This window comes from Arthrobacter sp. ZGTC131, assembly GCF_002929275.1.
In the GTDB taxonomy this organism is placed as follows: Bacteria; Actinomycetota; Actinomycetes; order Actinomycetales; family Micrococcaceae; genus Arthrobacter.
Map to the genome: position 1 here is coordinate 173658 of NZ_PJIK01000002.1, position 23260 is coordinate 196917.

Below are 23260 nucleotides of genomic sequence, written 5' to 3' on the forward strand. Positions count from 1 at the left end.
ATGATGGGAGGACACCACGCCGCGTCGGGAGCCGCGGCGTGGGTAGCCGTTGCCTCGACGGGGCCGTACACCCTGGGCTGGTATCCGCTGGACGCCACGGGCATCCTGATCGGCGGAATGGCGACGGCGGGCACCGCCTTGGTCTGCGACTGGGACCACCGCTCCAGCACCATCGCGCACTCGCTGCCGCCGCTGTCCAACGTGATTGCCGTGGGTATCGAGAACGCCAGCGGCGGTCACCGCCAGGGCACGCACTCGCTGCTCGGAGGCGCGTTTTTCGTGCTGCTGGCCACGATGGCCGGGCAGATCCAGGTGCAGACCGACTGGGGACTGCTGTCCGTGGGCGCCGGGCTGCTGTGCATGTTCATGATCAACATAGCCGCCAAGGCGCTCAAGCTGTTCCCGAAGTCGGGCTTCATCAGCAACTGGATCTTTGCCCTGACCATGGCCGGCCTGGTGACCTGGTTCGCGCCCGACCAGTGGACCTGGCTGCCCGTGTCCATGCTGATCGGCGTCGTGGTCCACATTGTGGGTGACCTGGTGACCACCGGGGGAGTGCCCCTCCTGTGGCCGCTGGTGATCAGGCCGCCCAAGTTCCTGCGCCGGCTGCCTGTGCTGAAGACGTTCTGGCGGCCCAACGGCGCGCTGTCCATTCCGATCCTGGGCCGGGCCGGCTCGCGGCGGGAATGGCTCGTGCTGATTCCGGTGAGCAGCTACGCCATGGTGGGCATGTGCATGGCTGCGTGGTCACTGGCAGGCGCCCACTTTCCGGCCGCTCTGGCGCTGGCTGCCAGGCTGGCCAACAGCCTGCTGGGCTTGCTGTAACGGGCTGACAGGACACGACGGGATGACCCCGCGGCGGCCTGACCGCCGTGCATACTTAAACAGCTGAAGCTCCGGACCGGGTCCGGAGCTTCAGCTGCTCTTACGCTTTGACTGCTCTAAGAATTTCGGCTGTGTACACAGCCGGCGGCTTAGTACTCGCCGGCGGAGTCCGAGCGGCCCAGGATGGTCTGCGGGATCCAGAACGCGAGGGCGAACAGGCCAAGGCAGACAGCCATCGGCCAGGGGTTCTCCAGCGTCAGGAAGGACAGCGAGTAGATGGAGCCCAGGAACAGGGCCATCATCACTGCGAAGAGAACAATGCTGGTGACCAGGCTGTTCTCATTCTGGGGTGTCTGCGTCTCGGACTTGCTGGACATTCGTTCCTCCTCGGCCCCGCGGGGCTCAAACTGTGGCGGCTTCGGCGGATCAGTATGCGGACGAACCCTGTTCGCCCTTGACGATCGCAATTCCGGAGCTGGCACCAATACGTGTTGCACCTGCAGCAATCATAGCCTGTGCGTCGGCCAGGGAACGCACCCCGCCAGAGGCCTTGACGCCCAGGTCCGGACCCACGGTCCGGCGCATGAGGGCGATGTCCTCGGCGGTGGCGCCGCCGCCGTTGAAGCCCGTTGACGTCTTGACGAAGTCGGCACCGGCCTCCACAGCCGCCTGGCACGCGAGGACCTTCTGGTCGTCGTTCAGGAGGGCGGTCTCGATGATGACCTTCAGGATTGCCTCCCCGCCGTGCACGGCGTCTGCCACAGCCTTGATGTCGTCCACGAGGGTGCCTTTGTCGGAGGCGCGGGCCGCGGCGATGTTGATGACCATGTCGACTTCGTCCGCGCCGTCGAGCACGGCGCCGCGGGCTTCGAAGGCCTTGACGTCGCTGGGCGTGGCGCCCAGGGGGAAACCGACCACGGAGCATGTCAGTACGCCCGAGCCCTTGAGCGCCTTTTTAACCGTCTTGACCCAGACGGGGTTCACGCACACCGATTTGAACTTGTATTCGGTGGCCTCGGCACAGACTTTGAGGATTTCCGCCTCGTTGGCCTCCGGCTTGAGCAGCGTGTGGTCGATGAAGGAGGCGATATTGGACGCTTGGGCACCGGTAGCGGGGGTCCCTGTGGGGCTTGTCGCGGTGCCCGCTCCGGGGCTGGCTTCGTTGCTCATGCTGGTCCTTTCCGTTGGCCTTGTGGGCCGCAGATGCCGCGGTGGTCGCGGTCCTTGCGTGACCATCTTGCCACAGCGCGGGGACCACAGCGTGGGTCACGGGGCGGTCACGGCACCGGGCTGCTGCCGCGGGTTAGGCGGCTGCAGCCAGCCTCGCGGCGGGAACCGCCATAAGCTGTGCAGCGCAGACTCCTGCAGCGGAACCGGAGGCCACCAGCAGCCCCAGTCGCACGCCGTCGAACGACGCCGCATCGCCGATGGCCCAGATACCCGGCACGGAAGAACGGAAGTCCCGGCCGACCACCACACCGCCGGACTCGGCGGTCCTTACCCCTGCGCTGGCGGCCAGGCTGTCCCGCGGGACCCTGTCCTCTGCGAGGACCACGAGGTCGCCGTTCATCCGGCTGCCGTCCTCGAATACGACTCCGGCGGCCGCAAGGACGGAGCCGGCCAGGGTGGGCACCACCGCTGCGGGGCGGGCCGTGGTGCGCACGGGGCGGACGCCCTTGGCACGCAGCACTGCCTCGGCCTGGCCGGCGGCGGGGCCGGTGCCAACGAGGATTCCCAGGGGCCGCCGCCCGAGGACACGGGTGACCTCCTTGACGGCGTCGCCGATCTTCGCGGCGTCATCGATCGTGGAATAGCTGAGGCAGCGGCCGGAGCCGGTGACGGGGGAGTGGACTGGGGCGGAGCCGGTGGCGATGACCAGCTGGTCGTAGCTGAACTCCATGCCGTCGGCCGTGGTCACCACGCGGGCTTCGGCGTCGATGTGGCTGGCAGGCTGGCCGAAGCGCACGGAGACGAACGGCAGTGCGGCGAGTTCGAGCAGCTCCTCCGGCGCGTCGTCCCGGCTGCTCAGGACGGTGACCGTTCCGGCGAACCGTGCGGCGGCGAGCTGGGTGACCAGGGCCTGGGCGGCGGGGCCTGCCCCGGCGATGAGGATCTTCGGTGCTGCCTCCGGTGCGGGGTCGGAGGTGCGTGCTGTGGGGATGACGGGAAGCTGTGCCGGAGCGGACATGTGCGGGCCCTTTCAAAAAGCTGCACCAGGCGGGCCGGATCTCGGGCCCTGTTGTGCTGATGGGACCACTGTAAGCGGGCGGCTTTACGCCCTTGTTTCCCGTCTGTTGCGGAAATGTCCCTGGCCGTTCGCCAGTTTTTACCCGCCGGTAATACAGCAAAACGCGGGGCCGTTCCGGTTCCATCCGCAGGCCGGGATGGAACCGGAAGACCCCGCGTTGCGCGGAGGACAGCCGTGGTGCTGCTTGCTGGTGGCGCTAGACGCGGATCCGGTAGCCGCGCTTGACCACGGTCTCCACCAGGCTGCCGTCCGGCAGGGAAGAACGCAGCCGGCTCACCGTCATGTCCAGGGCGTGCACTGAGCCGCGAAGTTCCAGGAGTTCGGAGAGCGACTCACGGGAGAGCACCGCCCCGCCGGCGCCCAGGAGCGCGCGCAGGAGCAGGAGCGGCGCCGGGGCCACTTCCACGAGCTCGCCGTCGATCCGCAGTGAACGGCCGCGCAGCTCCACACTGCCGGAGCGTGTTTCCAGCCGGCGGACGTGGTTGAGGGCGAGGTGTTCGCAGACGAGCCGGATCAGCGCACCCATCCGGAACCGCTCAGGAACCAGGGGATGGATCCCGGCATCCAGCAGCGGCTGCGCGGTCACAGGACCGACGACGGCGGTGGTGACGGTGGTCTGCAGGCTCTCCACGAGCTGCTTGTACAGTCCCATCTCGTGCGCCGTGCTCCACATGGCGTCCACTGCCGGGGCGCTGGTGAACGTCAGGACGTCCAGGTTGCCGCTGCAGGCGGCCTCGATCAGCCGCGGAAGGCGATCGGCGCCGTCGGGCTTGACCCACCGGTACGGGGTGACGGTCAGGACGGTGGCGCCGGACATCCGGAGGCGTTCGAGCTGGCGGACGTCCGTGTAACCGTGCAGCTGCACGGCCACGGTCTTGCCGCGCACCCCCTCGGCCAGCAGCATGTCCACCAGCGTCGCGGTGGTTTCGTCGCTGCTGATTCCGACGTCGGCAAGCCCGGCCGCGCGGACCGCGCCGCGGGCTTTGGGCCCGCGGACGAACATGCGGCAGGCGCCCAGGGTTTCCAGGAGCTCCTCGCCGATGCCGGAAGCGTCCGCCGCCTCGCACCAGCGGCGCATGCCGTACGCCGTGGTGGCGATGCACAGGTCGGGCTTGGCGGCGATGATCGCCTTGGTGTCCTCAATGAGGCTGATGTCCTCGTTCACCGGCGCAATCTTCAGCGCCGGCGCGTGCAGCACTTCAGCGCCGCGGCGTTCCAGTGCCTCGATGAGGTCGCGGGAACGGCGGTGCGAAGTGACGCCGATCCGGAAGCCTTCCAGGGGAGCCTCGGCCGTTTCCGGGGCGGCTGCCTCCCGCGGCTCCGAGCCGTCGGGTCCCGTCGCTGCGGTTGAGGAGCGGGCGGGTTTCGATGTTGGGCCCGTTGCGGGGGCCAGGGCGTTCAGTGCGCTCATGTCGGTCACGAACCCAGCAGCGAGGCCGCCAGGCGGTCAAGATCCGCGGCGGCCTCGGCATGCCCTCGGTTGGCCTCAGCCACGCGCACCACCTCGCCGATCACCAGGACGGCAGGGTTGCTGCAGCCGGCAGCGGCGCTGGCAATGGTGCCCAGCTCCGCGATGGTGGTCCGCTGCCCGGGACGGTAGCCCCGCTCCACCACGGCCATGGGCATGTCGGCGCGCATGCCGGCACGGCGCAGGCCTGCGGCAAGGTGGTGCAGAGTTCCGATGCCCATGAGGACCACGATGGTGCCGCCCAGGCCGGCCAGGTGGGTGAGTTCCTTCTCAGTCAGCGGTGCGTGGCCGGAGACCACGGTGAACATGTGGCTGACCTCGCGGTGCGTCACCGGGATGCCGGCCGCGGCCGGAACGGAGATGGCACTCGTGACGCCGGAAATCACCCGGACGGGAACGCCGGCGGCGACGCAGGAGGCAACTTCCTCGCCGCCGCGGCCGAAGACGTACGGGTCCCCGCCCTTGAGGCGGACCACGTTGTTTCCGGCGAGGGCGCTCTCCACCATGAGCTTCTCGATGTCGCCCTGGCTGACCTTGTGGTGCCCCGGGCGCTTGCCCACGTCAATGAGTTCGGCCGACGTCAGGGACGGCAACTCCTGGTAGGGGGCCAGACGGTCGTAGAACACGACGTCGGCATCCCGCAGGGCGTTGACGGCAGCAACTGTGAGCAGCTCGGTGGTGCCCGGGCCGCCGCCAACCAGCGTGACGTGGCCGATCGGGCCGGCTGCCGGTTCGGCGGCGACCGGAATGCCGGTTGCGCGGCACCTGTCCAGCAGGGCCTCCCAGCCGGGCTGGCCGTCGTCGATCGCGGCGACGAGGAACGGGCGCTCGGGCAGTGGGCCGTCGTGCCCGGCTCCCTGCGGAGCGCTGAGGCGGAAGACGACGGCGCCTGCGGCTTCGTAGCGGCGCACCGCCTGGCGCGCGGCGTGGTCGGAGCCGGTGACCAGGACGTCGCGTCCGGTGAGATCAATGCTGAGCTGCATGCCTATACCTCGTTCTCATCGCGGGGCCTCATCGGGATGGAGGCCCCGATCAGGACCTTTCCCTTTTCTTCTGCCGTGGCCGGGCGCATCTGGCCGCGCTCGTCGGGGACGAAGGTGATGGAGTCGTCCTTCTGGTCGGGAGCGTTGACGAAGGAGCGGAACCGGCGCAGGCGCTCGGGATCCTTCAGAGTATCTGCCCACTCGTCGACGTACGTGTCAACATGCTTGGCCATGGCCGCCTCGAGTTCCTCGGCGATGCCCAGGGTGTCCTTGACCACCACGTCTTCGACGTGCTTGATGCCGCCGTCGAGCTCTTCCTGCCACCGTGCGGTGCGCTGCAGGCGGTCGGCGGTGCGGATGTAGTACATGAAGTAGCGGTCGATGTACTTGATCAGTGTCTCGTCGTCGAGGTCCTTGGCCAGGAGCTGGGCGTGGGCCGGGGTGGCACCGCCGTTGCCGCCGACGTAGAGGTTCCAGCCGTCAGCGGTGGCGATCACGCCGACGTCCTTGCCGCGGGCCTCGGCGCATTCGCGGGCACAGCCGGAGACGCCCATCTTGAGCTTGTGCGGGCTGCGGAGGCCGCGGTAGCGCAGCTCCAGCTGGATGGCCATGGCCACCGAGTCCTGCACGCCGAACCGGCACCAGGTGGAACCGACGCAGGACTTCACCGTACGGAGGCTCTTGCCGTAGGCCTGGCCGGATTCGAAGCCGGCATCCACCAGTTGCTTCCAGATCTCCGGAAGCTGCTCCAGCCGGGCGCCGAACATGTCGATCCGCTGGCCGCCGGTGATCTTGGTGTACAGGCCGTACTGTTCGGCGACCGCAGCGATCACGCCGAGCTTCTTCGGCGTGATTTCACCGCCGGCGATGCGGGGAACCACCGAGTAGGTGCCGTCCTTCTGCATGTTGGCCAGCGCGCGGTCGTTGGTGTCCTGCAGGGTTCCGCGGCCGGCGTCGAGCACGTAGGCGCTGTTCTGGCTGGCAAGGATGTTGGCGATGGTGGGCTTGCAGATGTCGCAGCCTGCGCCGGTGCCGTACTTGGCCATGATCTCTTCGAAGGAGGTCAGTTCCAGGACGCGGATCGCGTCGAACAGTTCCTGGCGGGACAGCTCGATGTGCTCGCACAGCGCCTTCGAAACTTCGACGCCGGACTTGGTGAGCTCGGTTTCCAGCAGCTTCTTGAGCATCGGCACGCAGGAACCGCAGCTGGTTCCGGCTCGGGTGCAGCCCTTCAGCTCGCCCAGTTCCTGGACGGGGGCGTTGCCGTCGCAGGCGCCGCAGCCGTTGACGGTGTCGCGGATGGTTCCCGCTGACACGTTGTTGCAGGAACACAGGATGGCGTCGTCCGGCAGCTCGGTGTCCGGGGCGTCGCCGCCGCCGGCCGCGGTCAGGTACGCGCCGGGTTCTGCCGCGAGTTCACGGCCCAGGAGCGGGCGAAGGCTCGTGTACGGAGTGGCGTCGCCCACGAAGATGCCGCCGAGGAGGGTCTTGGCGTCGTCCGTGGTGACGATCTTCTGGTAGACGCCGCGGGCGGGGTCTGCGTAGACAATTTCGAGGGCGTGCTCGGTCCTGGCGAACGCATCGCCGAAGCTGGCCACGTCCACGCCGGACAGCTTGAGCTTGGTGGCGGTGTCAAAGCCCGGGAAGGTTGCCTGGCCGCCGTGCAGGCGGTCGGCCACGATCTCGGCCATGGTGTTTGCCGGAGCCACGAGGCCCAGGCACATGCCGCCGAAGTTGGCCACTTCACCGATGGCCCAAATGCCCGGCACCTGGGTGGAGCAGTCGTCGTTGATGACCACGCCGCCGCGGGGGCCCAGATCGAACTGGGGTTCCTCACCCGCGGCAGCGCGGAAGAGTTCGTCGCGGGGCTTGACGCCGATGGCAACAACCACGAGGTCGGCCGCGATGGTGCGGCCGTCGGCCATCAGCACACCGGTGACCTGGCCGTCGCCGTCCGCGAGGATTTCGGAGGGGAACACACCGCCGTGGACTTCGAAGCCCTTGGCCTCGATCAACCGGCCCAGCGCCTGGCCGGCGCCTTCGTCGAGCTGGGTGTTCATGAGCCAGGGGGCGCCGTTGATGACGACCGGGGTCGCGCCGAGCTGTTCGGTGCCGGCCGCGGATTCAAGGCCCAGGAGGCCGCCACCGATGGTGACGGCGTTGATCTTGCGGCCGAGCTTCTCGGTGAGCTCGGTGATCGACTTGTTGATCGCCCAGACGTCTTCGAGTGTGCGGTATACATGCACGTGCTCGGCGCCGGGGATCGGGAGCCTGGCTGCATCCGAACCGGTGGCAACCACCAGTTCGTCGTATTCGTACGTGCTGCCGGCTGCGGTTTCAACGGTCTTGCCCGCGGTGTCGATCTTCACCACGCGCTCGCCGGTCTTGAGGTTGAGTGCGTCGTGGTCCCACATGGACGCAGCGCCAAGCGTGAGGTCAACGGTGCTGTCCGTGAGGGCCTTGCTCAGGGCAACGCGGTCATAGGGCAGGTGCGCTTCCTCGGTGAGAACAGTTACCTGCCAGCCTTCGAGGCCACGTGCATGCATGGCGTCGGCAAAACGGTGGGCTGCGGGGCCGCCGCCGGCGACCACGATGCGGCGTGGTGTCTCTGTGCTTGAAGTCTGTTCGGTCACTGTGGGCCTTTCGCTGGGCCGCAGACGGTGCTCTGCAGCTTGTCCATCCAGACTAGGCAAAGGGAATTTCGCTTCAGTTTCCCTTATGTTTCGTGAACTTAACTTCTGCATCACGAACACATTTCGGGTCAGGTGAGGTGTCTTTTACGTTCCGGACACATTGACTGCACCCCTTTGAAACACCTGCCGCCTAGCTTGGATATACGGCCGCACTGGCGGCTGAAGCAGGCGGACATACGCCTCGCGGAACCGGCCTACCGCCGGGAAGCAGGAAAAAGGGAGAGGAGCCGACATGACGGCAACACTGGAACTTGAGGATCTGGCCACCGAGTACGCCGCGGGCTGGCACCAGGTCTGCGCCGTGGATGACCTGGAGATCGCCTGGGGCGAAGCGGCACTGATCGCCGGCCTTCAGGTGGCGCTTTTCCGCACCGGCGCCGGTGAGGTCTTCGCCGTGGCGCAGGAGGACCCGGCCACCGGTGCCTTCGTGATGGCCCGCGGCATCCTCGGATCCCGCGGCACGCGTCCCACCATTGCATCGCCGCTGCACAAGGAGGTCTACGACCTCGAGACCGGCGAGTGCTTCGGTAACCCCGGGCTGCGGCTGGCCACGTTCAACACGCGCGTCGCGGACGGCGTCCTCGAGGTTGAGCTGTAGGACTGCCCTGACTTACAGCCCCAAAGCCTCGCGGACATCGCTCAAGACGTGGTCCAGGGCGGTCCGCGCGGCCAGCCGGGCTTCGGGCAGTTCGGCAGCCGATCCCACGCTCCGGATCACCTCCAGGTAGCACTTGAGCTTCGGCTCGGTGCCGCTGGGCCGGATGATGACCCGGCTGAGGTCGCGGGTCAGGTAGAGCAGCCCGTCGGTCGGCGGCAGCTGTTCGCTGCCTTCCGCCAGGTCAATGGACGTCTCGACGCCGGAACCGCCGAATGATTCGGGCGGACTGACCCGCAGCCGGTTCATCATGGCATCCAGCAGGCCCAGGTCCGCCACTCGGATGCTCAGCTGGTCGCTGGCGTGCAGCCCGTGGACCAGGTACAGCTCGTCCAGGGTGTCGAAGATGGTTTTCCCGTCCGCCTTGGCCGTGGCGGCGAGTTCCGCGATCAGCACGGCAGCGGAGATGCCGTCCTTGTCCCGGACCAGGTCCGGGGCCACGCAGTAACCCAGCGCTTCCTCGTAGCCGTACAGCAGGCCCGGCACCCGGGAGATCCACTTGAAACCCGTCAGGGTTTCCTCGTGCGCATAGCCGGCCGCGGCTGCGATGCGTGAGAGCAGCCGCGACGACACGATCGAATTGGCGAGCACGCCGTCGGGCCTTTCCTCGCCGGTGGCAGAGAGCCGGGCCACAACATGTGCCCCCAGCAGGGCGCCCACTTCATCGCCCCGCAACATCCGCCATGCCCCCGTGTCCGGGTCCTTGGCGGCGACTGCGGCGCGGTCGGCGTCGGGGTCGTTGGCCAGGACGATGTCGGCGTCGGCCTGCATGGCCGCGCCGAGCGCGAGGTCCAGGGCCCCGGGCTCCTCGGGGTTGGGGAAACTGACGGTGGGGAAGTCCGGGTCCGGTTCGGCCTGCTCACTGACCAACGTGACGTCGGTGAAGCCGGCCGCGTTGAGGACGGACACGGCGGTTTCGCCGCCCACGCCGTGCATGGGCGTCAGCACGATCTTGAGGTCACGGGCCGGAAAGAGTCTGCGGTTGGCCAGCGCCGCAGTGGCGGACTCGTAGTCCCGCGCGATGCCGGCGTCGAGCACCGTCCATCCGCCGGCGGCCAGCGGGATGGAATCCAGGGCGCCCACTTTGGCGATCTCCGCTGCGATGAGGGCGTCGTACGGGGCCACGATCTGCGCGCCGCGACCGCTTTCCTCAACGGCGTGGCGGCCCAGGTAGACCTTGTAGCCGTTGTCCTGCGGCGGGTTGTGGCTGGCCGTGACCATCACGCCGCCGTCGCAGTCCAGTGCCCGCACGGCATACGCCAGCAGCGGGGTGGGCAGCGCGCCCGGCATCAGGAAGGTGTCGAACCCGGCCGCGGTGAAGATCGCGGCGGTCTCTTGGGCGAAGATATCGGAGTTGTAGCGGGCGTCATAGCCGACGACGGCGCGCGGCCGGGTCCCGGGGGAGGCCTGCGCCACCGCTCCGGCCAGGAAGCTTGCGAAGCCGGCCGCTGCGCGGCGGACCACCACCCGGTTCATCCGGTTGGGCCCGGGGCCGAGGGCGGCCCGGAGCCCGGCGGTGCCGAACTCCAGCGTTCCGTTGAAGCTGTCCGCCAGTTCCTGGCGCGCTGACGGCGTGCCGGCTTCGGTGAGCGTGACGAGTTCCGTCAGCGTGGTGGCGGTCACGGGATCCGGATCCTGCGCGGCCCAGGCGCGGGCGTCGTTGAGCAGCTGGAAGTCGGCATCGGAAGACGTCATAGGAACCAAACTATCGTCAAAGCGGCGGGGAGCGGTGCCGGACCAGCCATCGGCCAGGTCATATCTTGCCGGCCCCACCGCTCCATGACTGCGAGAATTCGTTCCTTGACATTGAAAATTCCGGACACGTACGGTCTCGGAATGAAGATGAACCAGGGCGTGGAGTGGGCGCTGCACTGCTGCGTGAACATGGCCTGGTTGCCCGGGGATGCGTCAATCAGCAGTGCTCGGCTGGCGGAGCTGTACAAGCTGCCGCCGGCCTACCTGAACAAGCAGCTCCAGGCGCTGGTGCGGGCAGGAATTCTGGTCTCGGTTTCCGGCCCCAAGGGCGGCTTCCAGCTGGCGCGCCGGCCGGACAGGATCACGGTGCTGGATGTGGTGGTGGCCATCGAAGGCCGGGAGATGGCGTTCCGCTGCGATGGCATCCTGAAGAACGGGCCGGGAGGGGAAATGGATGAGGACTACGCCCGGAGCTGCCTGATCTCACAGTCCATGCGCCACGCCGAGCTGGCCTGGCGGACTGAACTTGCCAGGCAGACCGTGGCGGGCATTGCACAGTCCATCGAGCGAAGGTTCCCCGAGGCGCGCCCCAACACCGTGGCGCACCTCCTGGGGACGGGCAGCGCGGGGTAGCCGCAGCTAGAGCTTGGCGATGATTTCCGCGAGGAGCTTCGAGATCCGCGGGCCGGCGGCCTGGCCGGACTCGATGACTTCCTGGTGGCTCAGCGGCATGGGGCTGATGCCGGCGGCGAGGTTGGTGACCAGCGAAATGCCGAACACCTCCATGCCCGCGTGGCGCGCTGCGATGGCCTCCAGCGCCGTGGACATGCCGACGAGGTCGGCGCCGATCCGCTTGGCGTACTGCACTTCGGCAGGGGTTTCGTAGTGGGGCCCGGTGAACTGGGCGTACACGCCCTCGTCCAGGGAAGGGTCAACCTCACGGGCCAGGCCGCGGATCCGGGACGAGTAGAGATCCGTCAGATCCACGAACGTGGCGCCTTCGAGCGGTGATGCCGCGGTGAGGTTGATGTGATCTTTGATGAGCACGGGCGTGCCCGGAGTCCAGTTTTCGTTGAGCCCGCCGCAGCCGTTGGTGACCACCAGGGTTTTGCAGCCGGCAGCGGCCGCCGTGCGCACCCCGTGGACAACCGCACGGACGTTTTTGCCCTCGTAGTAGTGCGTGCGGGCGCCGAGCACCAGCGCACGCTTGCCTTCCCGCGTCAGGACCGAGCGGATGGTGCCCACGTGGCCTTCCACCGCCGGTGCGGAAAAGCCCGGCACTTCCGATGCCGTCAGGGTGGCCGTGGTCTCGCCGATGAGTTCCGCGGCGTCGCCCCACCCGGAGCCCAGGACCAGGGCGATGTCGTGCGATTCGACGCCGGTCTCGGTTGCGATGTAGTCGGCGGCCGTGCGGGCTGCCTCGAAGGGGTCAGTGTTCAGGAATTCTGTGTTACTCACTGGTACAAGCTATCGTGCGGGCGCCGGTGTGCCCAGCGAAAGCGACTGTAGCGGGCACACCGCCGGGCTGCGGGAGCAGCCCGCGTCTGTTGGTGGTGGGGCGAGGGATGGGCGAGAATGGTTGATTGTGACTATGCATCCTGATTTCAGTGCCCCCCGAATCGCAATTCTCGGCGGAGGCCCGGGCGGCTACGAAGCCGCCATGGTGGCCGCCTCCCTGGGGGCGCAAGTCACCATCATTGAGCGCGCCGGCCTCGGCGGCTCCGCGGTGCTGACCGACGTCGTGCCTTCCAAGACCCTGATCGCGACGGCGGACCTGATGACCCGCGTCGGCGAAGCGGGGGAGCTGGGGGTCAAGTTCGACGTCGACGGCGGGGATTTCGTCCCGGTCATGCGCGCGGACCTGAAGCACATCAACGACCGCCTGCTGGGCCTCGCGCGCCAGCAGTCGAGGGACATCACGGCGGGCCTGGAGCACCAGAATGTCCGCATCCTCATCGGTTCCGGCAAGCTGGTGGACAACCACACCATCGAGGTCCTGACCGCCGACGGCACCGAAACCGTTGAGGCTGACGCCATCCTGCTCACCGTGGGCGCCCACCCGCGCGAACTGCCCACCGCCCGGCCCGACGGCCAGCGGATCCTGAATTGGGCCCAGATCTACAACCTGGACGAGCTGCCCGAGGAACTGATCGTGGTTGGCTCCGGCGTCACGGGTGCCGAGTTCGCCTCGGCGTACAACGGCCTGGGTTCCAAGGTCACCTTGATTTCCAGCCGCGACCGCGTCCTTCCCGGCTCGGACACCGACGCCGCGGAGGTGCTGGAGGAAGTCTTCGAACGCCGCGGCGTCAAGGTGCTTTCCCGCTCCCGGGCCGAGACCGTGGAGCGCACCGAGGACGGCGTGGTGGTCACCCTCGGTGACGGCTCCCAGGTGACCGGCAGCCACTGCCTGGTCTGCGTGGGCTCCATCCCCAACACCGCCGGGATCGGACTTGAGGAGGCGGGTGTTGCGCTGACCGAGAGCGGCCACATCAAGGTCGACGGCGTCTCCCGCACCACCGCCCCCAACATCTACGCCGCCGGCGACTGCACGGGCGTCCTGGCGCTCGCCTCCGTTGCGGCCATGCAGGGCAGGATCGCCATTGCGCACTTCCTCGGTGACGGCGTGACCCCCATCAAGCTGCACCAGGTGGCATCGAACATCTTCACGTCGCCGGAAATCGCGTCCGTGGGCGTCTCAGAGGCCGAGATCGACTCCGGCAAGTACCAGGGCGACATCGTGAAGCTCTCCCTGAAGAGCAATGCCCGCGCCAAGATGCGCAACCACAAGGACGGCTTCGTCAAGATCTTCGCGCGCAAGGGTTCGGGCACCGTGATCGGCGGCGTGGTGGTGGGCCCCAACGCGTCAGAACTGATTTTCGCGATCTCCATCGCGGTCAAGCAGAAACTGCACGTGGACGACGTCGCCAGCACCTTCACCGTGTACCCGTCGCTAAGCGGCTCCATCTCCGAAGCGGCAAGGCGCCTGCACGTTCACATGTAGCTGCTGCCGCTCAGCTGTTAGGCGGCTGCCGCCTGGAAGTGTTTTTCGATGAGCCCCTTGATGTCCTCGTGGCAGCCGCCGCAGCCGGTGCCGGCGCGGGTTGCCGAGGAGACTTCGGCCACGGTCGAGCAGCCGCCCGTCACAGCCTCCGTGATCTTGCCGCCGCTAACGCCGGCACACCGGCAGACCGTGCTTTCGGGGTCGTTGGAGGCGCCGGACGGGGCCAGCTGGTCCGGCCCGTCTAGACGCAGGAGCAGCGAACGGTCCGCGGGCAGTTCCGCGCCCCGCTCGAAGAGCTGCACCAGCTCGCCGGCGGTGCGGGGCATGCCCACGCTGACCAGGCCCTCGAGCACGCCGCCGCGGGTGGTCATCTTCACGTAGCGGCCATGCTCGGGATCGGCCCACTGGGCGATCTGGAGGCGGGGCCGGCCGTTGACCGCTCCGGCGGTCAGGGCTTCCTCGTCCCACGGATCCGCCGCGTTGTCCCCGGCCACGGCCATGTTCATGCCGCGGGCCTTGAGGACGATCACGCCGGGCTTCTCCTGGGGGAGCGCGGGCAGCGAATCCGCGTCCTCCTGCGAGCCCTCGTTCAGCAGCAGCAGGTACTCGGCGAGCCATTCGGCCTGCCGCCAGCCCGGACCCACCAGGCCGGACGGTCCGCGCGCGGTGCGGCATTCGACGCAGTCCGGTTCCGGGCAACGGACCTCGGCGCAGTCGCCGATGGCGAAGATGTGCGGTTCGTGGTGCGCGCGCAGCCGGTGGTCCACCAGGATGCCCGTCGACGTGGATAGCCCGCAGCCTTCGGCCAGTTCGGTCCTGGGGCGGACACCGCACGAGAGGACCAGGAGGTCGCCGTCGATCGCCGAACCGTCGTCGAGCAGCAGGGCCGAGAACCCGCCGTCGGGAGCGTTGTGTTCCACGCCCGTGGAACGGGCGTTGCCGGCGACGCGCACGCCGCAGTTGCGCAGGCTGGCGGCGAGCACCGCGCCGCCGCCGCGGTCGATATTCCGGCCCAGCGGGTGGGGTCCGTTGTGCACCACGGTGACGGTGGCGCCTTCTTCGGCGGCGGCCAGGGCCGTTTCCAGACCCAGCACGCCGCCGCCGAGCACCACCACGCGCTTGCGGCCGGCCACGGCCTTGCGGAGGACCTCGGCGTCGCGGAGGTCGCGCAGCGCGGTGACGCCGGCGGGCAGGACGGGTGCCGCGGGGTCCGGGTTGATCCCGGTGAGGTTGGGGATGACAGGACGGGAGCCCGTGGCGAAGACCAGCCGGTCGTAGTGGGCCGACGTGCCGTCGGCGAGGAGGACCTGCTGCCGGGCCCGGTCCACGCGCTTGACCTTGACGCCCAGCCGGACGTCGACGCCTTCCGCCATGAGGGCGGCGGCGTCGGCCAGGGCCAGGGCTTCGGCGGTGGTGCGGCCGACGCCCAGGTCGGCGACCAGCACACGGTTATAGGCGGCGTCGATTTCCTGGCCGATGACCGTCAGCCGGACCTGCCCGGCGCGCACCGCCGGCAGCAGTTCGTCGACCAGCCGCGCCGCCACCGGACCGAATCCCACAATTACAATCTGCTCGCTCATGAGGCCTCCGAGGTCTGAAGAACACTGTTGCTTGGTACGTTCGCGGCCAGCCGGACCCATACCTTGTTGAACTTGAATTCGGGCATCCCCGAGATGGGGTCCGTGGCTGCTTCCGTGAGACGGTTCGCGCTCTCCAACTCCGGGAAGTGGAAGGGCAGGAACACGGTTTCGGGGCGGATGGCGGTGCTGAGCTCCGCCCGGCAGACCACCTCGCCGCGCTCATTCGCCACCGATACCCGGGCACCGTCCGCGATGCCCATGGCAGCCGCGGCCGCGGGGTGGATCTGCAGCCTGGCTTCGGGCTGGGACGCGAGGAGTTCGGACACTCGCCGGGTCTGGGCTCCGGACTGGTAGTGCTCCAGCAGCCGGCCCGTGATGAGGGTCATCGGTTTCGCGGCCGGGGCTCCGACGTCCCGGCCGGGGTTAGCCATGGGAGTACGACGACGGCGGGGCGTCACCGGGGTCATGACGGCTTTGCCGTCGGCGTGCGCAAAGGCGTCCAGGAACATCCGGGGCGTGCCGGTGCTGCCCGTGGGGTACGGCCAGTAGGCGGCCTCGCCGCGGTCCAGCATGGCGTAGTCGATGCCGGAGTAGTCCGCCGCGCCGCCGGCGGACGCCAGGCGAAGCTCCTCGAAAACCGTCTCGGGGTCGTCGCTGTACGTGGACGGCGCCTCGAGTGCTTCGGCCAGGCGGGCCATGATCCACAGTTCGCTGCGGGCCCCGGCGGGTGGCTGGATGGCCTTGCGGCGGCGGAGGACGCGGCCTTCGAGGTTGGTCAGGGTGCCCTCCTCCTCGGCCCACTGCAGGACCGGCAGGACGAGGTCGGCCTCGGCGGCCGTTTCAGACATGAAGAAGTCGCAGACCACCAGGAAGTCCAGGCTGCGGAGTCCGGCGATGACGGAGTTCGCGTCGGGGGAGGCGACGGCGATATTGGAGGCGTGCACGAATAGGCAGCGGACGCCGTCGGGCTGGCCGAGCGATTTGAGCATTTGGACGGCCGGCAGGCCGGGCCCGGGGATCAGCGACTCGGGCACATCCCAGACTTTGGCCATGTGGGCGCGCGCCGCGGGATCCGTGATCTTGCGGTAGCCCGGCAGTTGGTCGGCCTTCTGGCCGTGTTCGCGCCCGCCCTGGCCGTTGCCCTGGCCGGTGAGCGTGCCGTAGCCGCTGCGGGCGGAGCCGGGCAGGCCGAGCAGAAGGCTGAGGTTGATGGCGGCCGTGGCGGTGTCGGTGCCGTCGACGTGCTGTTCTACGCCGCGGCCGGTCAGGATGTAGCTGCCGCCCTTGCGTGCGCCGTCGGCCAGCCTGCGGGCGGTCTCGCGGATGAGTTCGGCGGGCACTCCGGTGAGGGACTGGACGCGTTCCGGCCAGAACGCGTTGACGCTGCGGACCAGGGCGTCGTAGCCGGTGGTGCGCGCCTGGACGTAGCCGGCGTCGACGAGTCCTTCGTGGATGACCACGTGCGCCAGGCCGAGCAGGAGGGTGAGGTCGGTGCCCGGCAGGGGCTGCAGGTGGAGGCCGCCGCCGTCGGACGTGAAGTCCGCCGTGGCGGAACGGCGGGGGTCCACCACAATCAGGCCGCCGGCCGCGCGCACGCCTTGCAGGTGCTGGACGAACGGCGGCATGGTCTCGGCGACGTTGGAGCCGAGCATCAGAATGGTGCTGGCACTGTCCAGTGCCTCAAGCGGGAACGGCAGGCCGCGGTCCAGGCCGAAGGCCCGCATGCCCGCGGCGGCGGCCGATGACATGCAGAACCGGCCGTTGTAGTCGATGCGGGAGGTGCCCAGCGCGAGGCGGGCGAACTTTCCCAGCTGGTAGGCCTTCTCGTTGGTGAGCCCGCCACCGCCGAACACGCCGACGCCGTCAGCCCCGTACTTGGCTCGGGCGTCTTTGACTGCGGTGGTGATGCGGGCCAGTGCCTCGTCCCAGGTAATGGGGCGGTGGACGCCGTCGGACCCTTTCAGCAGGGGCTCGGTGACGCGGCCGGGGTGCTGCAGGAGCGAGGCCGAGGTCCACCCCTTGCGGCAGAGGCCGCCGCGGTTCGTGGGAAAGTCGCGGCCGCTGACCTCCAGGGCCGGCGCGGCCGGCACGGGGTCTGACCCCGGCTGGACAGCCGGGGTCAGAGCCGCTGGGGACTTGAGCGTCATGGCGCACTGCAAGGCGCAGTAAGGGCAGTGCGTGTCGGCGCTTTTGGTCATGTTAGACGTGTCCCATCGCATTTCGGTTGGCGTTGCGGATGTAGAAGAACCAGCAGACCGCCAGCATCACAACATAGGCTCCGACGAAGCCGTAGAACGCCGGGGTGTAGGAGCCGCTCGCCGAGTTGGAGGCGTTCAGCACCTGCGGGATCACGAACCCGCCGTAGGCGCCGATGGCCGAGATCAGGCCGAGGGCCGAGGAAGCCAGGCGCTGGGTGGTCACCGAGCTGGCACCCGAGCGGGCGGCCTTGCTGGAGATTGCAAAGATCACCGGGATCATCCGGTAGGTTGCCCCGTTTCCGAAGCCGCTGGCCGTGAAGAGCATCAGGAAGAGGGCCAGGAAGAGCCAGAAGTTCTTCAGCGGCAGGGTCCAGATCATGGTCAGCGTGATCACGGCCATGGCTGCGAACGCGGAGACTGTCATCCGGGCGCCGCCGAGGCGGTCAGCCATGCGTCCGCCGTAGGGGCGGGCCAGCGAGCCGACCAGCGGGCCGAGGAAGGCCAGTGAGAGGGCCACCGTGCCGACTCCGATGGAGGAGAAGGCGGGGAAGTAGTCCTTGATGAGCTTGGGGAAGACACCGGCGAAGCCGATGAAGGAGCCGAACGTGCCGATGTACAGCAGGGCCATGATCCACAGGTGCGGTTCCTTGAGCGCGGCCAGCGATCCGGCCACGTCACCCTTGGCGCTGGTGAGGTTGTCCATGTACTTCCAGGCGCCGAAGGCGGCGAGGAGGATCAGCGGTACCCACATGAGGCCGGCTACGGGCAGGTTGACGGTACCAGCGGCCAGCAGCGTGATGGCGATCGGAACGGCGAGCTGTGCGACGGCGGCACCCATGTTGCCGCCGGCCGCGTTCAGCCCCAGTGCCCAGCCCTTTTCGCGGGCCGGGTAGAAGAAGGTGATGTTGGCCATCGAGCTGGCGAAGTTGCCGCCGCCGAAGCCTGCCAGGGCCGCCACCAACAACATGACGCCGAACGGTGTTTCCGGGTTGGAGACGCACATGGCCAGCCCGACCGAAGGAATCAGGAGGAGCAGAGCCGAGACGATGGTCCAGTTCCGGCCGCCGAAGCGGGGGACCATGAACGTGTAGGGGATCCGGAGGGTGGCGCCGACGAGGCTCGGCATGGAGATGAGCCAGAAAATCTCCGAGGTGCTGAACGTGAACCCTGCGGCGGGCAGCTGGACCACCACGATGGACCAGAGCTGCCAGACGACGAAGCCGAGGAATTCGGCGAAGATGGACCAGTTGAGGTTCCGGCGCGCAATGGTGCGGCCCTGGGTTTCCCACTGGTGCTTGTTCTCAGCGTCCCAGTTGGCGATCCAGCGGCCCGGACGGACTTCAAGGGCGGGTGCGTCGGTGGCGGTGGCGGAAGCGGAGGCGCTCCCGTACCTCGGTTCGGCGGCAAGATCGAGGGAATTGCCGGTGCCGGATTCTGCGGGGCGGTCAGCAGTCACGGTGTACCTCCTTGGGGGATGTTGTCCTTCCAAGGTAGGGAACGCGCATTTCACGGACGGTCGCCGTTTGTTAACGTGCTGTGACATTTGCCTATCAGCGCGCTGGAGACGGCGTTAGGCTATGCGGAGGTGCTCATTTTGAGACGGCAGAAATTGCCCGCATTCTGGACCTTTTGTCCATTGAGTGGACTTTACTAAGTAGTATTGAAGTCTCTGTATTCTTCTGCCGGGCCGCCTTTTGGGGGCGCCGGCCCGGTTCTCACGAAAGCGTTACTACATGTCATCCACTGCCACAACACCGCAGCCGGGGTCAGCCAAGCAAGTGAACTCGCGCGGGCGCGTGATCGTCGCCAGCCTGATCGGCACCACTGTTGAGTTCTACGACTTCTACGTCTACGCCACCGCCGCGGTACTCGTTTTCCCCAGGCTGTTCTTCCCCGGCCAGAACGAAACCACCCAGCTGCTGAGCTCCTTCGCGGTCTTCGGCGTCGCTTTCATCGCCCGGCCGCTTGGGTCGATCGTCTTTGGACACTTCGGTGACAAATTCGGACGCAAGGGCACCTTGGTGGCATCGCTGCTGACCATGGGTATTGCCACCTTCCTCATCGGTTGCCTGCCCACCGCCCTCGTTCCGGGATGGGAATTCTGGGCCCCGGCACTGCTGGTGGTCATGCGGTTCGCCCAGGGCCTTGCCCTCGGCGGCGAATGGAGCGGTGCAGCCCTGCTGGCCACCGAGAATGCCCCGGCGAACAAGCGCGCCATCTACGGCACGTTCCCGCAGCTGGGTGCGCCGATCGGCTTCATCATCGCCAACGTGATCTTCCTGGTGGCCAGCTACATACTTTCCCCGGCCGCCTTCGAATCCTGGGGCTGGCGTGTGCCGTTCCTGCTCAGCGCCGTGATGGTCATCATCGGCCTCTATGTCCGCCTCAAGCTGATCGAAACGCCTGCGTTCACCAAGGTGCTCGAATCCAACGAGGTGGCCAAGCTGCCCCTCGCCCGGGTCTTCAAGACCAGCTGGCGTCCGCTGATCCTGGGCACGTTCATCATGCTCGCCACCTACGTGCTGTTCTACCTGATGACCACGTTCACGCTGACCTACGGCACCCGGGCCTCCAGCCTGGATGCGGCCAAGGCCGCCGCCGAGAAGGCCGGTAAGCCGATGACCGAGGCCGCCGCGGCCGCGTTCGTCCCCGGCCTGGGCTTCGCCCGGAACGACTTCCTCTGGATGCTGATCGCCGGCGTCGTGTTCTTCGGCATCTTCACCCTGGTCTCGGGTCCGCTCGCCGAGAAGTTCGGCCGCCGCAAGATGCTGATCGCCGTGACCACAGGCATCTTTGCCTTCGGCCTGCTGTTCGTCCCGCTGTTCAGCGGCGGCTTCGTCGGCACCATGGCGCTGCTGGTCATCGGCTTCTCGCTGATGGGCCTGACGTTCGGGCCCATGGGCGCGTTGCTCCCGGAGCTGTTCCCGACGAACGTCCGGTACACCGGATCGGCAGTCAGCTACAACGTGTCCAGCATCCTGGGTGCAGCAGTGGCGCCCTTCATCGCTGTGTGGCTTTGGGAAATGGCGAACGGCAGCCCGGTGCTGGTCGGCGTCTACCTCACCGTCATGTCGGTGCTGACGCTGATCGCGCTGTTCCTTAGCAAGGAAACCCGCGACCTGGACTACGAAAACAACGTGGCCTAATTCCCTGCCCCCGCCGGACCGCTGGTCCGGCAGATGAAAATGCCCGGTGTGATTCACACCGGGCATTTTCATGTGTTCCTACACCACCTAGTCCTCGATCGTTGCGATGACGGCGCCCGCGGCCACCGTCTGGCCGGCCGCGGCCGCCAGGCCGGTGACGGTGCCGGACCGGTGCGCGGTCAGCGGCTGCTCCATCTTCATCGCCTCCAGCACGACGACGAGATCGCCTTCAGCGACGACGTCGCCGTCGGCCACGGCAACCTTCACGATGGTGCCCTGCATGGGGGAGGTCAGCGCATTGCCGCCGACCGCCGCGGTGGCACCGCCCGAGCGGCTGCGCTTCTTGGACTTGGCAGGCTTCGCGCCGGCGCCGGAGGCTGCGCCGCTGAATCCGAGGGAGGCGGGAAGTGCCACTTCGAGGCGCTTGCCGCCCACCTCGACCACCACAGTGCGGCGTTCGCCGGCTTCCTCGGCGTCGGGAGCGGCGCCGTCGGGGGTCCACGCGGGCAAGTTGTTGACGAATTCCGTCTCGATCCAGCGCGTGTGGATGCTGAAAGGTCCTTCGGCGGGGGCGAAGGCGGGGTCGCTGACCACGGCCAGATCGAACGGGATGACGGTGGGGATGCCTTCCACCACCATCTCCTCGAGGGCGCGGCGCGAGCGCTCCAGGGCCTGGGGGCGGCTGGCTCCGGTGACGATCAGCTTGGACAGCATGGAGTCGAAGTTTCCGCTGATGACATCGCCCTGCTCCACGCCGGAATCTATGCGGATGCCGGGTCCGGTGGGGTTCTTCAGCGTGGTGATGGTGCCGGGGGCGGGCATGAAGTTGCGGCCCGGGTCCTCGCCCGTGATGCGGAATTCAATCGAGTGGCCGCGGACCTCGGGGTCGTCATATCCAAGTTTCTCGCCGCGGGCCAGCCGGAACTGTTCGCGGACGAGGTCGATTCCGGTGACTTCCTCGGAGACGCAGTGCTCCACCTGGAGACGGGTGTTGACCTCGAGGAAGGAGATGGTGCCGTCCTGGCCCACCAGGAATTCGCATGTTCCGGCGCCGAGGTATCCGGCTTCCTTGAGGATGGCCTTGGAGGACTCGTAAAGGCGGCGGTTCTGTTCTTCGGTGAGGAACGGTGCCGGTGCCTCTTCCACGAGCTTCTGGTTGCGCCGCTGCAGCGAGCAGTCACGGGTGGAAACCACCACGACGTTGCCGTAGGCATCAGCCAGGCATTGGGTTTCAACGTGCCGGGGCGCGTCCAGGAAGCGCTCGATGAAGCACTCGCCGCGGCCGAAGGCAGCGACAGCTTCGCGGACCGCGGACTCGTAGAGTTCCGGAATTTCCTCGCGGGTGCGCGCCACCTTGATGCCGCGTCCGCCGCCGCCAAAGGCAGCCTTGATGGCCACGGGCAGGCCGAACTTGTCCACGAATTCGAGAATTTCTTCGGCTGACTGCACCGGGTCCGCTGTGCCGGGAACCTGCGGCGCGCCCACCTTTTCGGCGATGTGGCGTGCCTGGACCTTGTCGCCGAGGGCGGTGATTGCCTCCGGGGACGGGCCGATCCACGTGATGCCGGCTTCGATGACCTTCGCAGCAAACTGGGCGTTTTCGGCCAGGAAGCCGTAGCCGGGGTGGATGGCGTCCGCTCCGGACTGGCGGGCCGCCTCGATCAGCTTGTCCATCACGAGGTACGACTCGGCGGCGGTGTTGCCGCCCAGGGAGTACGCCTCGTCGGCCAGCCGGACGTGGAGGGCGTCGCGGTCGGGATCGGCATAGACGGCGACGGAGGCGATGCCTTCGTCGCGCGCTGCGCGGATAATGCGTACGGCGATCTCACCGCGGTTCGCGATCAAAACCTTCGTGAGGTTTGCGTGCACTGGACCTGCGGACTGCTCCGGCTTAACTGACAAGGCGTCTCCTTCTTTCCTTCAGGGAGCCTAGCTTGATTTTGAGGATTCCGCCGATATTACTGGCGGAATCCGCGCGTAGGAAGCCTCTGCTTTGTAGGGTTGCTACAAGAAGCCGCCAGATGGCTTACTCGGCCCGGACCTCAGCGGGATCGACGGCGCCGGCCGTCCAAAGTTCGGTGACATCCACCTTCGCCTGGCCCAGCAGCCCGCGCAGGGTGGAGATGGAAAGCCCGACGACGGTGTGGGGGTCGCCGTCGACCTTGCGGATGAAGGCTCCGCCGTAGCCGTCGATGGTGAAGGAGCCGGCGCACTGGAGCGGCTCGCCGGTGGCGATGTACGTGTCGATCTCAGCTTCGCTCATATCCATGAAGTGGACCTCGGCGGAGGACACGGAACCGAGCGTCGCGCCGGAGCCGGCGCTGCCGCCGTCGGAGTCGTCTGTATCCCGGCAATCCACCAGCCAGTGGCCGGTGTGCAGGACGCCCATGCTGCCGCTCATCCGGAGCATCCGTTCCTTGGCCACCTCGGCGGTGTACGGCTTGCCGTGGGCCTCGCCGTCAAACTCGAAGACCGAATCGCAGCCGATCACCAGCGCGCCGTCGGCCTCGGGCAGGGAGGCCACGGCCTCAGCCTTGGCACGGGCCAGCAGGAGGGCGGTGTCATGCGGATCGGTCACGCCGTAGCGGGCCTGGACGGCGTCCTCGTCCACATCGGAGACGAGGACTTCGTGGGCGATGCCGGCGTTGCTGAGCAGTTTGGTGCGGGCGGGGGACTGGGAGGCAAGAATGAGGCGGGTCACCGCTCCAGACTAATCCCGGAAGCCGTTTCGGGTCCTCCGCAAAGCCCATCCTAAATTGTCAGTGCCC

At 67.8% G+C, this 23260-nt stretch carries 18 protein-coding genes; 5 read left to right on the forward strand and 13 right to left on the reverse strand.

The window, feature by feature from the left end; all coding sequences use genetic code 11:
- Entirely contained in the window at positions 1 to 825 is an 825-nt protein-coding gene (locus tag CXQ90_RS03870; protein ID WP_181038414.1) for a metal-dependent hydrolase, read from the forward strand.
- A gap of 149 nt (positions 826 to 974) precedes the next feature.
- Here the strand turns inward: CXQ90_RS03870 and CXQ90_RS03875 are convergent, their stop codons facing one another.
- The 6 genes from CXQ90_RS03875 to nirB form a co-directional block, all read right to left on the reverse strand.
- Positions 975 to 1202, reverse strand: coding sequence for a hypothetical protein (locus tag CXQ90_RS03875; protein ID WP_104137106.1), 228 nt, complete (start codon positions 1200 to 1202; stop codon positions 975 to 977).
- A gap of 49 nt (positions 1203 to 1251) precedes the next feature.
- Positions 1252 to 1995, reverse strand: coding sequence for a deoxyribose-phosphate aldolase (deoC, locus tag CXQ90_RS03880; protein ID WP_181038415.1), 744 nt, complete (start codon positions 1993 to 1995; stop codon positions 1252 to 1254).
- Positions 1996 to 2128: 133 nt separating this feature from the next.
- Entirely contained in the window at positions 2129 to 3013 is an 885-nt protein-coding gene (locus CXQ90_RS03885; RefSeq protein WP_104137108.1) for an FAD-dependent oxidoreductase, read from the reverse strand.
- A 256-nt stretch (positions 3014 to 3269) separates the two neighbouring features.
- The gene (locus CXQ90_RS03890) at positions 3270 to 4484 is read right to left on the reverse strand and encodes a uroporphyrinogen-III synthase (protein ID WP_258064356.1); all 1215 of its coding nucleotides are present in this window, start codon (positions 4482 to 4484) and stop codon (positions 3270 to 3272) included.
- 5 nt (positions 4485 to 4489) lie between these two features.
- Complete coding sequence (gene cobA, locus CXQ90_RS03895; protein WP_104137109.1) at positions 4490 to 5524, reverse strand: uroporphyrinogen-III C-methyltransferase; 1035 nt, start codon at positions 5522 to 5524, stop codon at positions 4490 to 4492.
- A 2-nt stretch (positions 5525 to 5526) separates the two neighbouring features.
- The gene (gene nirB, locus CXQ90_RS03900; protein ID WP_104137111.1) at positions 5527 to 8157 is read right to left on the reverse strand and encodes a nitrite reductase large subunit NirB; all 2631 of its coding nucleotides are present in this window, start codon (positions 8155 to 8157) and stop codon (positions 5527 to 5529) included.
- Positions 8158 to 8449: 292 nt separating this feature from the next.
- Here nirB and nirD point away from each other — a divergent pair, with 292 nt between their 5' ends.
- Positions 8450 to 8815 carry a nitrite reductase small subunit NirD gene (gene nirD / locus CXQ90_RS03905; RefSeq protein WP_104137112.1) on the forward strand — a complete coding sequence of 122 codons (366 nt, stop codon included), beginning with the start codon at positions 8450 to 8452 and terminating at the stop codon, positions 8813 to 8815.
- Positions 8816 to 8827: 12 nt separating this feature from the next.
- Here the strand turns inward: nirD and CXQ90_RS03910 are convergent, their stop codons facing one another.
- Positions 8828 to 10567, reverse strand: a complete 1740-nt coding sequence (locus tag CXQ90_RS03910; protein WP_104137114.1) for a phospho-sugar mutase — start codon at positions 10565 to 10567, stop codon at positions 8828 to 8830.
- 141 nt (positions 10568 to 10708) lie between these two features.
- Here CXQ90_RS03910 and CXQ90_RS03915 point away from each other — a divergent pair, with 141 nt between their 5' ends.
- On the forward strand, positions 10709 to 11200 hold the full coding sequence (locus tag CXQ90_RS03915; protein WP_104137115.1) for an Rrf2 family transcriptional regulator: 492 nt from the start codon (positions 10709 to 10711) through the stop codon (positions 11198 to 11200).
- A 6-nt stretch (positions 11201 to 11206) separates the two neighbouring features.
- Here the strand turns inward: CXQ90_RS03915 and CXQ90_RS03920 are convergent, their stop codons facing one another.
- A complete protein-coding gene (locus CXQ90_RS03920; protein WP_104137117.1) occupies positions 11207 to 12025 on the reverse strand; it encodes a purine-nucleoside phosphorylase in 819 nt (272 codons plus the stop codon).
- A 127-nt stretch (positions 12026 to 12152) separates the two neighbouring features.
- On the opposite strand from CXQ90_RS03920, the gene CXQ90_RS03925 reads away from it, so the two are divergent.
- The gene (locus tag CXQ90_RS03925; protein ID WP_104137118.1) at positions 12153 to 13568 is read left to right on the forward strand and encodes an NAD(P)H-quinone dehydrogenase; all 1416 of its coding nucleotides are present in this window, start codon (positions 12153 to 12155) and stop codon (positions 13566 to 13568) included.
- Between the two features lie 17 nt (positions 13569 to 13585).
- Here CXQ90_RS03925 and CXQ90_RS03930 read toward each other — a convergent pair whose 3' ends face one another.
- From CXQ90_RS03930 to CXQ90_RS03940, 3 genes are read right to left on the reverse strand one after another with little or no spacing between them, the layout of a single operon-like run.
- Positions 13586 to 15148, reverse strand: coding sequence for an FAD-dependent oxidoreductase (locus tag CXQ90_RS03930; protein ID WP_104137120.1), 1563 nt, complete (start codon positions 15146 to 15148; stop codon positions 13586 to 13588).
- The gene (locus tag CXQ90_RS03935) at positions 15145 to 17346 is read right to left on the reverse strand and encodes a molybdopterin oxidoreductase family protein (protein ID WP_104137121.1); all 2202 of its coding nucleotides are present in this window, start codon (positions 17344 to 17346) and stop codon (positions 15145 to 15147) included. Before CXQ90_RS03935 ends, CXQ90_RS03930 begins: the two co-directional genes overlap by 4 nt.
- A 1-nt stretch (position 17347) precedes the next feature.
- A complete protein-coding gene (locus tag CXQ90_RS03940) occupies positions 17348 to 18802 on the reverse strand; it encodes an MFS transporter (protein ID WP_104137123.1) in 1455 nt (484 codons plus the stop codon).
- Positions 18803 to 19079: 277 nt separating this feature from the next.
- Here CXQ90_RS03940 and CXQ90_RS03945 point away from each other — a divergent pair, with 277 nt between their 5' ends.
- Positions 19080 to 20492: an MFS transporter gene (locus CXQ90_RS03945; RefSeq protein WP_104137124.1), complete on the forward strand. Its 1413-nt coding sequence runs from the start codon at positions 19080 to 19082 to the stop codon at positions 20490 to 20492.
- 87 nt (positions 20493 to 20579) lie between these two features.
- Here CXQ90_RS03945 and CXQ90_RS03950 read toward each other — a convergent pair whose 3' ends face one another.
- On the reverse strand, positions 20580 to 22394 hold the full coding sequence (locus CXQ90_RS03950; RefSeq protein ID WP_104137125.1) for a biotin carboxylase N-terminal domain-containing protein: 1815 nt from the start codon (positions 22392 to 22394) through the stop codon (positions 20580 to 20582).
- Between the two features lie 124 nt (positions 22395 to 22518).
- The gene (locus tag CXQ90_RS03955; protein ID WP_104137127.1) at positions 22519 to 23193 is read right to left on the reverse strand and encodes a nucleoside triphosphate pyrophosphatase; all 675 of its coding nucleotides are present in this window, start codon (positions 23191 to 23193) and stop codon (positions 22519 to 22521) included.
- Positions 23194 to 23260 lie beyond the last annotated feature (67 nt).

Excerpts from the sequence above, each read along its gene's own strand:
- cobA (WP_104137109.1), bottom strand. The coding sequence starts at position 5,524 with ATGCAGCTCAGCATTGATCTCACCGGACGCGACGTCCTGGTCACCGGC.
- CXQ90_RS03935 (WP_104137121.1), bottom strand. The coding sequence starts at position 17,346 with ATGACCAAAAGCGCCGACACGCACTGCCCTTACTGCGCCTTGCAGTGC.
- CXQ90_RS03885 (WP_104137108.1), bottom strand. The coding sequence starts at position 3,013 with ATGTCCGCTCCGGCACAGCTTCCCGTCATCCCCACAGCACGCACCTCC.
- CXQ90_RS03930 (WP_104137120.1), bottom strand. The coding sequence starts at position 15,148 with ATGAGCGAGCAGATTGTAATTGTGGGATTCGGTCCGGTGGCGGCGCGG.
- CXQ90_RS03945 (WP_104137124.1), top strand. The coding sequence starts at position 19,080 with ATGTCATCCACTGCCACAACACCGCAGCCGGGGTCAGCCAAGCAAGTG.
- CXQ90_RS03915 (WP_104137115.1), top strand. The coding sequence starts at position 10,709 with ATGAAGATGAACCAGGGCGTGGAGTGGGCGCTGCACTGCTGCGTGAAC.
- deoC (WP_181038415.1), bottom strand. The coding sequence starts at position 1,995 with ATGAGCAACGAAGCCAGCCCCGGAGCGGGCACCGCGACAAGCCCCACA.
- nirD (WP_104137112.1), top strand. The coding sequence starts at position 8,450 with ATGACGGCAACACTGGAACTTGAGGATCTGGCCACCGAGTACGCCGCG.
- CXQ90_RS03875 (WP_104137106.1), bottom strand. The coding sequence starts at position 1,202 with ATGTCCAGCAAGTCCGAGACGCAGACACCCCAGAATGAGAACAGCCTG.
- CXQ90_RS03870 (WP_181038414.1), top strand. The coding sequence starts at position 1 with ATGATGGGAGGACACCACGCCGCGTCGGGAGCCGCGGCGTGGGTAGCC.
- CXQ90_RS03910 (WP_104137114.1), bottom strand. The coding sequence starts at position 10,567 with ATGACGTCTTCCGATGCCGACTTCCAGCTGCTCAACGACGCCCGCGCC.
- CXQ90_RS03890 (WP_258064356.1), bottom strand. The coding sequence starts at position 4,484 with ATGAGCGCACTGAACGCCCTGGCCCCCGCAACGGGCCCAACATCGAAA.